The organism is Rahnella ecdela (assembly GCF_019049625.1).
GTDB lineage: Bacteria > Pseudomonadota > Gammaproteobacteria > Enterobacterales > Enterobacteriaceae > Rahnella > Rahnella ecdela.
Window position 1 is genome coordinate 1 of record NZ_JAFMOY010000120.1, and the last position, 14231, is coordinate 14231.

Annotated in this window: 11 protein-coding genes; 6 read left to right on the plus strand and 5 right to left on the minus strand. The window is 50.0% G+C overall.

The annotated features are described in order from the left end of the window. A partial coding sequence (locus J1784_RS08395) for a hypothetical protein (protein ID WP_217148812.1) occupies positions 1-257 on the minus strand: 257 nt, incomplete at its 3' end. A 459-nt stretch (positions 258-716) separates the two neighbouring features. Between J1784_RS08395 and bepA the strand changes: the two genes are divergently transcribed. Together bepA and J1784_RS08405 are read left to right on the plus strand one after the other, a co-directional pair. Beyond that, positions 717-2231: a beta-barrel assembly-enhancing protease gene (gene bepA, locus J1784_RS08400; protein WP_217148813.1), complete on the plus strand. Its 1515-nt coding sequence runs from the start codon at positions 717-719 to the stop codon at positions 2229-2231. Positions 2232-2287: 56 nt separating this feature from the next. Beyond that, on the plus strand, positions 2288-3187 hold the full coding sequence (locus J1784_RS08405) for a LysR family transcriptional regulator (protein WP_217148814.1): 900 nt from the start codon (positions 2288-2290) through the stop codon (positions 3185-3187). A 232-nt stretch (positions 3188-3419) separates the two neighbouring features. On the opposite strand, the gene J1784_RS08410 is transcribed toward J1784_RS08405, so the two are convergent. The 4 genes from J1784_RS08410 to ychF all read right to left on the minus strand — a co-directional run bounded on the left by J1784_RS08410 (position 3420) and on the right by ychF (position 8740). Next, entirely contained in the window at positions 3420-4352 is a 933-nt protein-coding gene (locus J1784_RS08410; RefSeq protein WP_217148815.1) for a LysR family transcriptional regulator, read from the minus strand. 359 nt (positions 4353-4711) lie between these two features. Then, entirely contained in the window at positions 4712-6919 is a 2208-nt protein-coding gene (locus tag J1784_RS08415; protein WP_217148816.1) for a TonB-dependent receptor, read from the minus strand. Between the two features lie 211 nt (positions 6920-7130). After that, positions 7131-7478 (minus strand): HNH nuclease YajD, encoded by a 348-nt coding sequence (yajD, locus tag J1784_RS08420; protein ID WP_217148817.1) that lies wholly within the window; start codon positions 7476-7478, stop codon positions 7131-7133. A gap of 170 nt (positions 7479-7648) precedes the next feature. Beyond that, on the minus strand, positions 7649-8740 hold the full coding sequence (gene ychF, locus J1784_RS08425) for a redox-regulated ATPase YchF (RefSeq protein WP_217148818.1): 1092 nt from the start codon (positions 8738-8740) through the stop codon (positions 7649-7651). Positions 8741-8958: 218 nt separating this feature from the next. Here ychF and J1784_RS08430 point away from each other — a divergent pair, with 218 nt between their 5' ends. The 4 genes from J1784_RS08430 to J1784_RS08445 all read left to right on the plus strand — a co-directional run bounded on the left by J1784_RS08430 (position 8959) and on the right by J1784_RS08445 (position 14193). After that, positions 8959-10440: a SulP family inorganic anion transporter gene (locus J1784_RS08430; RefSeq protein ID WP_217148819.1), complete on the plus strand. Its 1482-nt coding sequence runs from the start codon at positions 8959-8961 to the stop codon at positions 10438-10440. 265 nt (positions 10441-10705) lie between these two features. After that, the gene (locus J1784_RS08435) at positions 10706-12229 is read left to right on the plus strand and encodes a sodium:solute symporter family protein (RefSeq protein ID WP_217148820.1); all 1524 of its coding nucleotides are present in this window, start codon (positions 10706-10708) and stop codon (positions 12227-12229) included. A gap of 37 nt (positions 12230-12266) precedes the next feature. After that, a complete protein-coding gene (locus tag J1784_RS08440; protein WP_217148821.1) occupies positions 12267-13043 on the plus strand; it encodes a glucosamine-6-phosphate deaminase in 777 nt (258 codons plus the stop codon). After that, positions 13036-14193 (plus strand): N-acetylglucosamine-6-phosphate deacetylase, encoded by a 1158-nt coding sequence (locus J1784_RS08445; RefSeq protein ID WP_217148822.1) that lies wholly within the window; start codon positions 13036-13038, stop codon positions 14191-14193. The genes J1784_RS08440 and J1784_RS08445 overlap by 8 nt, the downstream gene beginning before the upstream one ends. Positions 14194-14231: the final 38 nt, after the last annotated feature.

The following is a 14231-nucleotide window of genomic DNA, read 5'->3' on the forward strand; positions in this document are numbered from 1 at the left end:
CCACCACCGCCACTAGCAATAGCCACGATACCCGCAACCGCTGCGGCTGCGCCGCCAGCTATCCATTCCCACATGGTGTCATCTTCCGCGGTCAGGCATTTTTTGGGAAGTTTTGCTCGCTGTTCTTTTGATAATTCGCTGGTTTTAGTGGGGCAAGTAGTTTCTTCAACTTTATTCTTGCTTTGAATTTCTGTTCCCGCCAGCGCGTTATTACTGACCGCGAGGGCGATACATAAGGAGAGCAATTTCTTCTGCATAAGTTTATCCATTTGTTTATGTGACAATTCTTGGTGAAATGAGTACCGCCTACCGGGTCAGAAACGTTGAACAAATCTTTATAGAAGTGTTTTCTAAAATAATGACGGCAATCAATGCCGTAAATTACTATTTGCGTTAGCGAAACCCGTTATTCCGCAAGATAAAGTTTGTTTCATTGCTACTTGAAACGTACTAAACAATATCACAGCTTTTAATTAAAGCAGCCTGCCGGATCTATTAGAATTTAATAAACCATTATTTAGTATTTTTTAATTAAGTTTCTCTTAAACATGAAGTAAGCCACTCTAATGTTTTTAGGGGGTGTTAATTAAATAATATGCGTTATTATGTTCAAACTTGTGCAAATGACATTTGTGCCGATACTGCAGTTATCATTAGGCTCTGGTTTTTGCTGCACCGTTTCAATTAAAGAGAGCGAGCCTGACGGAAAATAATTTATGATCCTAAAATTTCAAACTACATTTCTAGCATTACTCGTCGGAACACTGTTAGGCGGTTCTGTTTCAGCGGCAACGGTCCAAAACTATTGGGAGCAGGAAGAAAAACCGGTAGCAATGCCGGTCAGCGTATCAACCGATACGTTACCTGATATTGGCATTACTGCGGGCAGTACGCTGAGTATTGGCCAGGAAATACAGATGGGAAACTTTTATGTCCGTCAGATGCGGGCTGCTACGCCTTTGATTGATGACCCGTTACTAGTGGGATATATTAATCAGCTCGGAGAGAAATTGGTATCTCATGCTTACTCAGTAAAAACACCTTTTCATTTCTATCTGGTTAATAACAATGAACTGAATGCTTTTGCATTTTTCGGCGGCAATGTTGTTATTCATTCGGGCATATTTCGTTACAGCGATAATGAAGATCAGTTAGCTTCAGTGATGGCACATGAAATTTCACACGTCACACAGCGTCATCTGGCCAGAGCGATGGAAGATCAAAAAAATAATGCGCCGTTCACCTGGGTTGGGGCGCTGGGGTCCATTATTTTGGCCACGGCCAGCCCGCAGGCCGGCATGGCGGCACTGACCACCACGCTGGCAGGCGGCCAGCAGAGTATGATTAGCTTTACGCAAGCCAATGAGCAAGAGGCCGATCGTATTGGTATCCAGGTGCTTGAACGGGCGGGTTTTGATCCGCAATCCATGCCTGATTTTCTGCAAAAGCTGGCCGACGAATCCCGTGGTTCAACCGCACCGCCGGAAATGCTGCTGACTCACCCGTTGCCCGACAGCCGCCTGGCTGACATTCGTAACCGGGCAGGCCAGATGGCACGTCCGCAACAACGACCCATTTCGAAGGATTTTCTGCTGGCGAAGGTGCGGGTCATGACGATGTATGCCGGGAATGACACGGAAGACGCGCGAGCATTAATACAGCAACTGCAAGTGGGTGGTTCGCATGAAAAAATCGCCGCGCAATATGGCGAGGCCATTCTTGCTTACCAGGATAAACAATATGATAAAGCCAGTGCTTTGCTATTGGTTCTGAACAGTCAGGCACCTGATAACGCGTGGTTCTTAGATGCGCTGACAGACGTGGATATTGCCCGTCAGCAGGCCGGACAGGCCGTGGCCCGGCTGGAAAAAAGCGGGGCAGTTATTAATAACCCCGTTCTTCAGCTCAATCTGGCGAATGCCTGTCTGGAAGCCGGGCAATACGCGAAAGCCCATAAAATTTTGAATAAATATACCTTTACGTGGCCGGATGACCCTAACGGATGGTCTTTGCTGGAAAAAGCCAGCGCGGCAGAAGGTGAAAGGGATCAGGAGCTCGCGGCGCGCGCTGAAGGTTTAGCCTTGAAAGGAAAGCTTGATGACGCGGTGACATTGCTTAAGCAGGCCAGTGCCTCCGGGAAAGGAAGCAAACTTGATCAGGCTCGCTACGATGCTCGAATTGATCAGCTCAGAGGGTTAGCCAAAATATTCGAAATATATACCAAAAATTAAAACAAACCCTTATTTGTAGTTGAGAGCCTTATTTTCATAAAAAGGATTATATGTAAATGACATCTTACTTCCATGCAGAATTAAGACTTCTGAAAATATTCGAAACTGTAATACGTTTGAAAAATATGAAAGATGCAGCAATTTCACTAAACATCTCATCGTCGAGTGTCAGTTATGCCATCAAAAAAATGCGCATCATTTATTCAGATGTGCTTTTTATTCGAATAAACAAGCAATTCACACCGACGCTTTTTGCCCTGAAGTTGCACAGCGAAATTCAGCCTATGTTACATTCGGCGGATGCCGGTACCCTTCGAGATTATGCCCCACTGCATAGTTACCCGTTGGTCATCTCGACTACGGATTTTGTCGCGAATAACGTCATTCCGCTAACCTTTAATCTGGCGAAGGAACAAAATATTGTTGGGATCAGGCTGGTGCCTTTACCGACTTCGCGCGTCATGTTTCCGGAAGTTCTGCTGGATAACAGCGTAGATGTCATTTTTGATTATGAACCTGTTTATCACCCGCAAATTTTGTTCAGAAAGTTGTTTAAGGAAGAAGTTTGTATAATATGCAGTAAAGATCACCCGCGTTTTTCTCAGTCAATCAACTATAAAAATTATATCTCGGAAACGCATGCGGTTCTTGAGGAACAACATCTGACCAAAGAGTGGAGTACCAACGGCGGGGACAATCTGCTGCCGGATGTTAACATCGGGTTCTGTTGTAATAATTACATTGACCTGCTCTCTGTTGTTGAAATCACAGAAATGATTTGCATCATCCCGATGAGCGTATTTCTAAAGTTGAATATGTCATTTGCAATAAAAATCCTTAACCACAATTTTGGATCTGGCTTTAAGGAACCTAACGTCTATATGAATTACCGGAAAAACCTCCATGAAGAAGACGGTAAAGATATTGTTATGAAACTGCTGAAAAAAATGCGCTAGGGAATTATTTTGTTAAACTGCGGCGAAGTTAATATTGGTACGCTGACAAATGTCACTAAAGACTGGCAAGGGTGAGGCATCGCTCGCGGGCAAGCGGCGAAAGCCGATTTATCAGGAGTTCACGGCCCGACCGGTGGGAAGTATTCCTGAAAAGTCTTGGGAGAAAACCCGTACTGACGGTCATGACGGTGCGGGTATCCATTGCAAGTTATAACGGATGCAAACCGAATTTCTAATACAACTCTTTACATTGGTTAATTATTTTTAAAATCTCGATGAAATTATTATTTTTAAGAGAGGATTTATTGTATGTAAGAAATAGCGTAACCGGCTCGGTCTGAAATTCACACTCCAGAATCTTAATGTTAAAACTCTTCGTAAATTTAGTGGCAAACCACTTAGGAATAAAACTCACGCAATTGGTTTTTTCGGCAATTGCCGTATTGGCAATAATAGAGCTGCTGCTAAAAGAAAACTCCCGATCACCAAAGTAACCATTAATATCATTTTGAACCCGCTTTACGCCCTCTGAGCCAACGGTTAGAAAAGTGGAGTTTTCAAACTTCATTTCTTCCAGTGTCAAAGTGTTTTTCAATCGTGGATGATCCTGACGGCAGACCGCCACAACGTGCTCGGTGATAAAGGGTTCCGTAATGGTAGAAAAACTGTAGAAAGGCTTGGTATCAAAAATAATATCCGCTTTGCGATAAATCAGAATATCTTCATCATTATCCATGATGGCATCTGAACTGATATGTGAAATTGTGCAATGCAGCGCGTCTTTTTCGATCTGAGCACAAATATCGGGCATCAGTCGTGCTGCGGCATAGGCCGTTGAATGAATGGTGAATTTGCTTTTTGTACTGGCATCATAAAAATAATCGAGACTGTTAAGCAGCTGGCTAAAACCTTCACTGAGGTGAAGGTGCAAGTTTTCGGCGACTGTCGTCGCCACAAAACCCTTTCCTTCGCGAACAAACAAGGGATCAGAAAAAACACTTCGCAGTTTAGTCAAAGACTGACTGACAGCAGAAGGCGTTTTACCCAAAAGATTTGCTGCATCAGAGACGCTGTTATAAAGATAAATTGCTTCGAAAGTGAGAAGGAGGTTCAAGTCGAAGCTTTTAATTTTGTTAATACTTGCGAGCAATGGGCTATCTTGCATGTAACCTCTGGAAAGTAAGCTGTCTATTACGATTTTTTCGGAAAAGCCAAAACTTCTTTTGATAATGAAAATTATAGCAGGATAAGAGTTTTTAGAGATGTTTTTATGCTTTTGCGTAATCTTACCGAAACCGATAAAAAACCAGTTAAATAAACAAGTTATAAGAAAGTGATTTTATCGTTCATCATTTTTATATAACCGACTAATTTTACATTAGGCAGGGGGAATGCAGGTTGTGAACGAATCTTTGACGCGCGGAAAAATTATAGTGATACACCTTCAGATAAAACGGATTTTCAAAAGCGCATAAAAAAGGGATGCACGACGCATCCCTATGATTATCAATATGAATGTTATTATCAGAAGTCGTAAGTCATAGAGACTTTCAGCGAGCGCGGATCACCCTGATAGATATAAGTGCCTGTGCTGTCGATATTTGACCAGTATTTCTCGTTGGTCACGTTATCAACCCCGGCACGCCAGACCATATCGTTCTGGTTGAGTTTGGTACGGTAGCGCACGCCAAGATCCAGAACGGTGTAAGAATCAATTTTCTTGGTATTGGCAGAATCTGCCCACTGTGAGCCGGAATGATTAATCATTGCGGTGGCCGTCAGGCCTTCCACCGGTTTGATGTCATATTCTGCGCCCAGCACCATGTTGTAGCGCGGTACACCAATCGCATCTTTACCGTTGTAGGCATTGTTTGCCGTTTTGGTCATTTCCGGATCGATCCAGGTCGCGCTGCCGTTCAGGCGCAGACCGAGTACCGGTTCGCCAAACACGTTCAGCTCAACGCCACGGTTACGCTGTTCGCCGTCCATGCCGTAATATTTATTGCTGTCCAGAATGCCAGAAGGTTTTTTGATTTCAAATAATGCAAGCGATCCGCCGACGCGATCGAAATCCGCTTTTACGCCCACTTCATTCTGTTTTGAATGCGCAATACCGGTTGTCGTACCGTAGTTTGTCGCGGTATTCGGTGCCACATCACCCGGCTGCAAAGACTCGGTATGGTTGGCGTACAGGGAAATAACTTTCCACGGTTTATACACAATGCCGTAGGTCGGCATCCAGCGGCTGTCGTCATAACGGGTTGACACATCTTCCGCGCCGGTCTTGTTGCTGTAGTTACGCACGACGACTTTCTGATGACGGGCACCGACGGTGAACAATACGGTGTCATCCAGCACGCCCATTGTGTCGCTTAACAGATAACCCTGCGTGCGGTTACGTCCGGTCGTTAAAGGATCGTTGTAATTACCGCCGGACAGATTTGGTGTCGGGTTCGGGACATTCGGAGTGTCATAGATGTTGGTGTTTTCTGCATTGGCGCCGTACGCCATACGCCAGGCTGTATTATTACGCGACGTCAGCGCGGAATAACCGAAGTTCACTTTATGGGTGATGAAAGCAGTATCGAAATTGCCGCGAATGCCCGCCATTCCACTGAAATTGTTGATAATGCGGTTCGTGTCCAGACGGCCAATCGTCGCCGTTCCGTCTTCATCTTTGAGCGCCGGAGAGGCGTAATCGCCGGTCTCACGTGAATGTTGCGCGCCCACGCCGCCATAAACGGTCCAGTTGTCAGTCACATCGTATTCAGCTTTTGCCATACCAAATTCGGACTCAATATTGCTGTATATCCAGTCCTGACTGTAGTTGTGGCTGTTGGACGGCACTTTCGGAACGAAATCCACACCGCTGATGTTCACGCCAAGACGAGCGTCATGGAAGGTTTTCTTCTGGTAGCCCATATCCACGGACGTGCGAAGACGGTCGCCGCGAAAATCGAGCCCGAGTGACGCCGCCGTGGTGCGTTTTTTCTCACCATCAATATCGGTTTCGCCTTCGCGGTTAACGGCATTGAGGCGCACCCCAAACTGGTTGTCATCACCGAAACGACGTCCCACATCCAGTGTGCCGCCGACCTGTGAGGACGAGGTGTAATCGACGCCCACGCGGGTGAGAGGTGTGTCATCTGCATGTTTAGGTTCGAGATTGATCATGCCGCCGACGCCGGTAGTCGCCGCACCGTTCAGCAATCCGTTGGCGCCTTTGAAGATTTCGATACGGTCGATCAGCGACGCATCCATTACCTGACGCGGAACCACGCCCGGCAATCCGCCATAAGTCATGTCATCGCCATCCAGTTCAAAGCCACGGATACGGTAGGTTTCGGCAAAGTTACCGTATCCCTGCACATTCTGGACCGTGGCATCGTTACGCACCACATCAGCAATGGTTTTGGCCTGCTGATCCTGCACCAGTTTTGAGGTGAAGCTCATTACGTTGAACGGTACATCCATTGCATTTTGTTCGCCGAGCATACCGAGACGACCGCCGTGTGCCACTTGTCCGTCGAGATATGCCGGAACCAGCTGATTGCCGCCCGGTTTGAATTCGTTATCCGGCGCGCTGACGATGGTCATGGTATCGCCCGACGCTGCGGTCGAAGACGTTGCCGGAGCAGGGGCGGTGGCCGCCATCGCGGGCAGGCAGGTGACGCTGACAAACAGTGCCAGCACCCTTGGTTTGAACCCTGTGAATGTAATGGAATCGCACATAATGTAACCTGTATGTAAAAAGGACTGAGAATCATTATTATTTGGATTTGCGATTATGCTTACGCTGCTTTCGGATGCAAGGAAAATCTAAGGGGACTCACTTATTTGGCGGGAACCCGCTGGGAGATCATAAAAAAAATCCACGGCATGGCGTGGATTTTGGTTAAAGCAGAGGTTTTATGTGCGGGTCGATGAGCGGAGCGAACAGCGCCTACTTCTTCTTATTCAGCATCGCCTGCAAATCAGCAAAGGGATTATAGGTGGCTGCACCGACATCATCTTGTGCATCTTCACCCGCCACGACACGGGTGCCGTACTGGTCGGCTTCCGTATACTTTGAGTGCTCGTGGTCATGACAGTACAGACACAATAACTCCCAGTTGCTGCCATCTTCCGGGTTATTGGTATGATCGTGGTCGATATGGTGAACCGTCAGTTCGCGAAGATTGGAATACACAAACTCCCGCGAACAGCGTCCGCATACCCACGGGTAAATTTTTAGCGCTTTCTCGCGATAACCGCTTTCAAGACGCTGGTAGTTTTTTGGAATGAGAGCCATGGAGATGTTACCCGTTACAAAGAGAAAATTTTATGAGAATGGCTCTAATATATCGCGGAATGGGGGGAGAGGAGAAATGAAAGTGCGCCCTGTGATCCACTGGAATGCATGGAAATGAAAAACCCACGCCAAAGCGTGGGTTTTATGCGAATGCAGAACTAAATCGCAGTTTAGACGTTAAACAGGAAGTTCATCACGTCGCCATCTTTAACGATGTAGTCTTTACCTTCTGAACGCATTTTGCCGGCTTCTTTCGCGCCTTGCTCACCTTTGTAGGTGATGAAATCTTCAAACGCGATAGTCTGTGCGCGGATGAAGCCTTTCTCGAAGTCGGTATGGATTTTTCCGGCGGCTTGTGGCGCGGTCGCACCCACAGGGATGGTCCATGCGCGGACTTCTTTCACGCCAGCGGTGAAGTAAGTTTGCAGGTTCAGCAGTTCGTAACCGGCGCGGATCACACGGTTCAGGCCCGGCTCTTCGATACCCAGTTCCGCCATGAATTCTTCACGGTCAGCATCTTCCAGCTCAGCGATATCAGACTCAACCGCTGCACAAACTGCCACCACTACAGAACCTTCGGCGTCTGCGATTTTACGCACGATGTCGAGGTAAGGGTTGTTCTCAAAACCGTCTTCGTTGACGTTAGCGATGTACATGGTTGGTTTCAGCGTCAGGAAGCTCAGGTAGCGGATAGCCGCTTTGTCTTCTTCGCTCAGATCCAGCGCACGCAACATACCGGCGTTTTCCAGCTGTGGCAGACATTTTTCCAGCGCAGCCAGTTCAGCTTTGGCGTCTTTGTCGCCGCCTTTGGCGCGTTTCTGCACACGGTGAATGGCGCGTTCGCAGGTATCAAGGTCAGACAACGCCAGTTCGGTGTTGATAACGTCGATGTCATCAGCCGGATCCACTTTGTTGTTAACGTGGATAATGTTGTCGTTTTCGAAACAACGCACAACGTGGCCGATGGCTTCGGTTTCACGGATGTTGGTCAGGAACTGATTACCCAGGCCTTCACCTTTAGATGCGCCTTTTACCAGACCGGCGATATCCACGAATTCCATGGTCGTTGGCAGGATACGCTGCGGTTTTACAATCTCAGCCAGCTGGTCGAGACGCGGATCAGGCATTGGTACCACACCGGTATTCGGTTCGATGGTGCAGAACGGGAAGTTTGCTGCTTCGATACCCGCTTTGGTCAGCGCATTGAACAGAGTAGATTTACCGACGTTCGGCAGGCCCACGATACCGCATTTGAATCCCATGTTTTTCTCACCTTAATAGCTTAGTTATCAAGCGATTAACTGTAACCGCACGATGTAATGACCATAATTCCCCGCATTATACACGTAAACGACATTTATCTCGATCCGCTTGTGATCTGCCCGCAGATCCTGGCGCGGATTAAACCTTGCCTCTGTTCCGTCATTTTTAGATACTTGTCACAATTTTTTAACTGAGCTGGAAATGTACCGGATGTCTTATGTTTAGCCCGCGTGGTCTGAAGTTGTCAGAAGTGAAGAATGAAACGCTGGCCGGATTTGTGGTGGCCGTGTCGATGATCCCGGAAGCGGTGGGGTTCTCACTGGTCGCCGGATTATCGCCGATTGTCGGTCTGCACACGGCCTTTATTATCGGGCTGGTGACGGCGCTGTTTGGCGGCAAACCGGGTATGGTTTCCGGCGCGGCGGGTTCTATTGTGGTGGTGCTGATGAGTCTGGCGGCGCAGCACGGCATGGGATATGTCCTGTGGGCGACGATTTTTGCCGGGATTATTCAGATTCTGATTGGCGTTTTTCGCCTCGGTAAATTTATCCGGCTGGTGCCTTTACCGGCGGTTCACGGCTTTGTGAACGGGCTGGCGATTGTGATTATGCTGGCGCAGTTGCACATGATTGCCGGGCAGGGGCCGCTGATGTACGGACTGGTTCTGCTGGCGATTCTGGTCGTGGTGCTGTTCCCGAAACTGACCAAAATTATTCCTTCTTCTCTGGCTGCGCTGATTGTGGTTTCCGCTGTTGCGATTGGTTTTAACCTGCACACGCTCCGCGTGGGTGACCTGGCGGACATCTCCGGAGCGTTGCCGCACTTCAGCCTGCCGGTTGCGCCGTTCAACACTGAAATGCTGAAAGTCGTGCTGCCTTATGCGGTGGTTATTGCTTTGGTCGGCCTGATTGAATCGCTGCTGACCATGACGGTGCTCGATGAAATGGGTAATCAGAAGGGTAACGGGAATCGCGAAAGCATCGCACAGGGCGCGGGGAATACCATCTGTGGTCTGTTTGGCTGTTTCGCCGGTTGTGCGATGATCGGGCAGTCGATCATCAATTTCACCTCCGGTGGTCGCGGACGGATTTCCGGCATGGTTGGCGCGATTTTGCTGATTCTGTTTGTGGTCAGTTTGTCGGGTTATATCGGTCTGCTTCCGGTCGCGGCGCTGGCGGGAATTATGCTGGTGGTCTGTTACAACACATTTGAGTGGAGTTCACTTCGTCGCCTGCGGCGTATGCCGAAAGCTGATGTACTGGTGATGCTGATTGTCACCGTCATCACCATTTTCACCGATCTGGCCGTGGCGGTGATAAGCGGCGTGATTATCTCGGCGCTGGTGTTTGCCTGGCAGCAGGCGCGTATCCGTATTCGTGAACACAAAACCAAAGGCTGTCTGGCAGTGTATAAACTGGACGGGCCGCTTTTCTTTGGTTCTGCTGCTACGTTTGCTGAACTGTTTAATCCTGAAAACGATCCGCAAAACGTGGTGCTGGATTTTGCCGGTACGCGGGTAATGGATTCGAGCGGGGTGGAAGCCATTGATAAGCTGACGGCGCGTTATCTTGATGCTGGTAAAACTATCCGCCTGCGCCATCTGAGCAATGATTGTGTGAGCCTGCTCAAGAAAGCCGGGCCGTTCTGCTCTCATGAACTTGACGATCCGCAGTATTACGTTGCGGAAGATACCCTCTGAAATTCTTAAGGTGCCGCCTGAAAACGGCACCTTTTTTATAATGATCTTCGCTGTTGTTCAACGTTCCTGATTTTCGATCTTCGTCTCATCCATAAGAAAGTCCTATAACACTTTGACAATTATTGAAAAATTACGTGATCTTGTTCACGTTTTGTTCGTGTTTTCTCATGTTAGGTTTAATTAGTCCTCAGTTAGGATTAATTAAAAAAACCGGCAAGTTTCCCCGCCGGACTTCGACAATGCAATCTTGCCTCCGGAGTTAACGATGAACGGGATAGACTATTTTGTCATGGCGCTGTACGCGCTGATGATTGTGATGACCACGCTGTGGGCTATGCGCAAAGTGGGCAACACCAAGGATTTCTTCGCCGCAGGGGGCAAAATGCCCTGGTGGCTTTCAGGGATTTCGCATCATATGTCCGGCTACAGCGCGGCGGTATTTGTCGCCTATGCCGCTGTAGCCTACAAGTACGGACTGACCATCTATTTCTGGTGGGCATTCCCGATTTCGATTGCGGTTTTCATCGGGTCAGTAATATTTGCGCCACGCTGGGCACGGTTGCGGATCCATATGAATATCGAATCACCGATGGAATATCTCTCGACACGCTATAACGTCCCGACGCAGCAGATTCTGGCGTGGAGTGGTGTGTTTCTGAAAACCTTCGACGTCGGCGCTAAATGGGCAGCTATCGCCATTATCATCAACGTGTTTACCGGGCTGGATCCGCTGGTGGGTATCGCGATTTCTGGCGTGTTGTGCCTGTTTTATACGGTGCTGGGCGGCTTGTGGGCTGATGCCTGTAACGATTTCGGTCAGTTTATCGTCCAGTTTATTGCCGCAATTGTGATGGTGGTGGCAGTGGCGTTCCATCTGGGCGGTTTTAGCAATCTGCTGACTATCTGGGACAGATTGCCCGCAGGCCACACCGACATCGTCGCCGGACCGTATTCGATGGGTTTTATTCTGGCGTATTTTGTCATTTACACACTGAGCTACAACGGCGGTACCTGGAATCTGGCGCAACGTTTTATCGCCTCGCCGCGCGGAAAAGATGCCCGCAAAGCCGCGTTACTTTCTTCGGTGCTGTATCTGGTCTGGCCATTAATTTTGTTTTACCCGATGTGGGCGGCGCCACTGCTATTCCCGGACATTGCTGACCCTTCACAATCTTATTCGATCATGGCGATGAATCTTCTGCCCAACGGTCTGATCGGACTGGTGCTGGTCGCCATGTTTACCCACACCTTGTCGATGACCTCTTCGGATTCCAACGCCATCACCGCCGTTGTGACCCGCGATATTCTGCCGGTATTGCTGCCTAAACGCTTTGGTCAGGGACAATCTTCACTGCTGGTGGCGCGCGTCACGGTGGTGCTGTTTATCCTCACCACGCTGCTGATTGCCGTGAATGCCAGCCGTTTTGGCGGCGTATTGTCGCTGCTGATTGTCTGGTTCGGCGGGCTGGTCGGGCCGATTTCTATTCCGATGTTGCTCGGGCTGTTGCCGTGGTTCCGTAAATGCGGATCGGCGGCGGCAATTACCTCATGGGCAGCGGGTGTCTCGGCCTTTTTCCTGGTCAAATTTGTGGTGCCGGACATGAGTACAGCGCAGATCGTCGCTATTCCGGTGCTGTTATCACTGGCGGTATTTATCATTGGCGGATTACTTCGCCGCCGTCCGGTCAGTGCTGAAGTGGATGTTTTACTGAATGCGCTGAATCAGGATCAGGCCGAAGACCTGCCTGCGCCCAAAGTGGCGGCCGCATACCAGTCAGAATCCCGGTAAGGGACTTCATTAAATACAGAAAAAAGCAGGTTTTGATATGACATCTCCGCGATATACCTCGCAGGCCGGAAGCCTGAATGTTGAAGTGTTTTCCACCCGTCTGGAAATGGGGCAGGCCGCTGCCCGCGATGCAGTCACGCATTTACGTCAGCGGCTTAAAGAGCAGGATCGCGTGCGGATAATCTTTGCCGCTGCGCCATCCCAGAACGAGTTTTTGGAATATCTGGCGCAGGCCGACGATATTGACTGGGCGCGTGTTGATGCTTTTCACATGGATGAATATGTCGGGTTGCCGGTCAGTTCACCGGCCTTGTTCAGCCATTATCTCACGACGCATTTATTCGACAAAGTCAGACCGGGTACGGTGCATATAATTCCGGCGGCGGGTGATGCGGCGCAGAACTGTGCGCACTACGCCTGCCTGCTGCAACAGGCGCCGGTAGATATGGTGTGTCTGGGAATTGGCGAGAACGGACATCTGGCCTTTAACGATCCGCCGGTGGCTGATTTTAACGATCCGCAGCCGATGAAAATCGTGGAGCTGGATGCAATTTGCCGTCAGCAGCAGGTGAACGACGGCTGTTTCCCTGCTTTAAAAGATGTGCCAACGCACGCGCTGACGCTGACTATCCCGACGCTGATGGCGGCTGCGCGCTTATTCTGCATGGTGCCCGGCAAAAATAAACATCAGGCTGTAATGCAGACACTGAACGCGCCGCAGTCGGTGGATTGTCCGGCCACGGTGCTTCGCACGCATTCTGCCTGCACGCTTTACACCGATATCGCAGGTTTCGGGGAGTTGCCGGATGAGTGACATCACGTTATGCGGCAGGGATTACCGCACGCAGCAGCCGGTGGAAATTGTGGCGCAGGATGGCATTATCAGCCAGATACGTCCGGCGACCGGCGGTCAGGATCTCCCGCTGATTGCGCCAGGATTAGTCGACTTGCAGGTCAATGGTTACGGCGGCGCTGATTTTAACAGTTTCCCTTTTACCGTGGATTCTGTGAAAGAAGTGACGCACGCGTTGTGGCAGCAGGGCGTCACGACGTTTATGCCGACGGTGATCACCAACGGTGCCGATGAAATCACCCAAATGGTCGCCACGCTGGCGGCGGCCTGCCGTGCGTTTTCGGGGGTGGAAAAATCTGTTGCCGGTATCCATCTGGAAGGGCCGTTCTTATCCCCGCAGGACGGACCGCGCGGAGCGCACAATCTGGCTCATATTAAGGCCCCGGACTGGGATCAATTTCAGCGCTGGCAGACGGCGGCAGAAGGGCGGATCCGCATGATCACCCTGTCGCCGGAATGGCCGCAGTCAGACGATTTTATTCGCCAGTGCGTCGCGAATAATGTGGTGGTTTCGCTCGGGCATACCGCTGCCAGCCCGGAGCAGATTGCCTCTGCGGTGAAAGCCGGGGCACGGATGTCCACGCATCTGGGCAACGGCGCGCATCTGACGTTGCCACGACATCCGAATTATATCTGGGAGCAGCTGGCGCAGGACGGCCTGTGGTGCGCGATGATCGCCGATGGCGAACACCTGCCGCTTTCGGTGCTGAAAACCTTTATCCGCGCCAAAAACGGCAGGGCGCTGCTGGTCAGTGACGTGACCAGTCACGCCGGAATGCCGCCGGGTTGTTACCATTCGCATATTGGTGGCGACGTGGTGCTGAGTGCAGAAGGAAGGCTGTCGATGGCCAGCAATCCGGCGCTGCTGGCAGGCTCGGTGCAGGGGCTGTTATACGGTGTGAATACACTGGTCAGCAATGAGATTGTCCCGCTGGCGGAAGCGATTCAGATGGCGTCATTGCGACCAGCGTCGCGCCTGAATCTGCCGGCAGCTCAGGGGTTTAGCCCCGGTGCGCCACTGGATGCCATACTGCTGCAACAGGCGTCGGACAATACCCTCCGATTGATGGCGACCTACAAAAACGGGGCGGAAGTCTGGCGGGGTGAATAGGTTGACGCGCGGATCCTCTGTCATGTAATAATGCGACG

Coding starts and splice junctions, on each gene's coding strand:
- J1784_RS08440 (WP_217148821.1), top strand. CDS start 12,267: ATGACATCTCCGCGATATACCTCGCAGGCCGGAAGCCTGAATGTTGAA.
- yajD (WP_217148817.1), bottom strand. CDS start 7,478: ATGGCTCTCATTCCAAAAAACTACCAGCGTCTTGAAAGCGGTTATCGC.
- J1784_RS08445 (WP_217148822.1), top strand. CDS start 13,036: ATGAGTGACATCACGTTATGCGGCAGGGATTACCGCACGCAGCAGCCG.
- J1784_RS08430 (WP_217148819.1), top strand. CDS start 8,959: ATGTTTAGCCCGCGTGGTCTGAAGTTGTCAGAAGTGAAGAATGAAACG.
- bepA (WP_217148813.1), top strand. CDS start 717: ATGATCCTAAAATTTCAAACTACATTTCTAGCATTACTCGTCGGAACA.
- J1784_RS08405 (WP_217148814.1), top strand. CDS start 2,288: ATGACATCTTACTTCCATGCAGAATTAAGACTTCTGAAAATATTCGAA.
- ychF (WP_217148818.1), bottom strand. CDS start 8,740: ATGGGATTCAAATGCGGTATCGTGGGCCTGCCGAACGTCGGTAAATCT.
- J1784_RS08410 (WP_217148815.1), bottom strand. CDS start 4,352: ATGCAAGATAGCCCATTGCTCGCAAGTATTAACAAAATTAAAAGCTTC.
- J1784_RS08415 (WP_217148816.1), bottom strand. CDS start 6,919: ATGTGCGATTCCATTACATTCACAGGGTTCAAACCAAGGGTGCTGGCA.
- J1784_RS08435 (WP_217148820.1), top strand. CDS start 10,706: ATGAACGGGATAGACTATTTTGTCATGGCGCTGTACGCGCTGATGATT.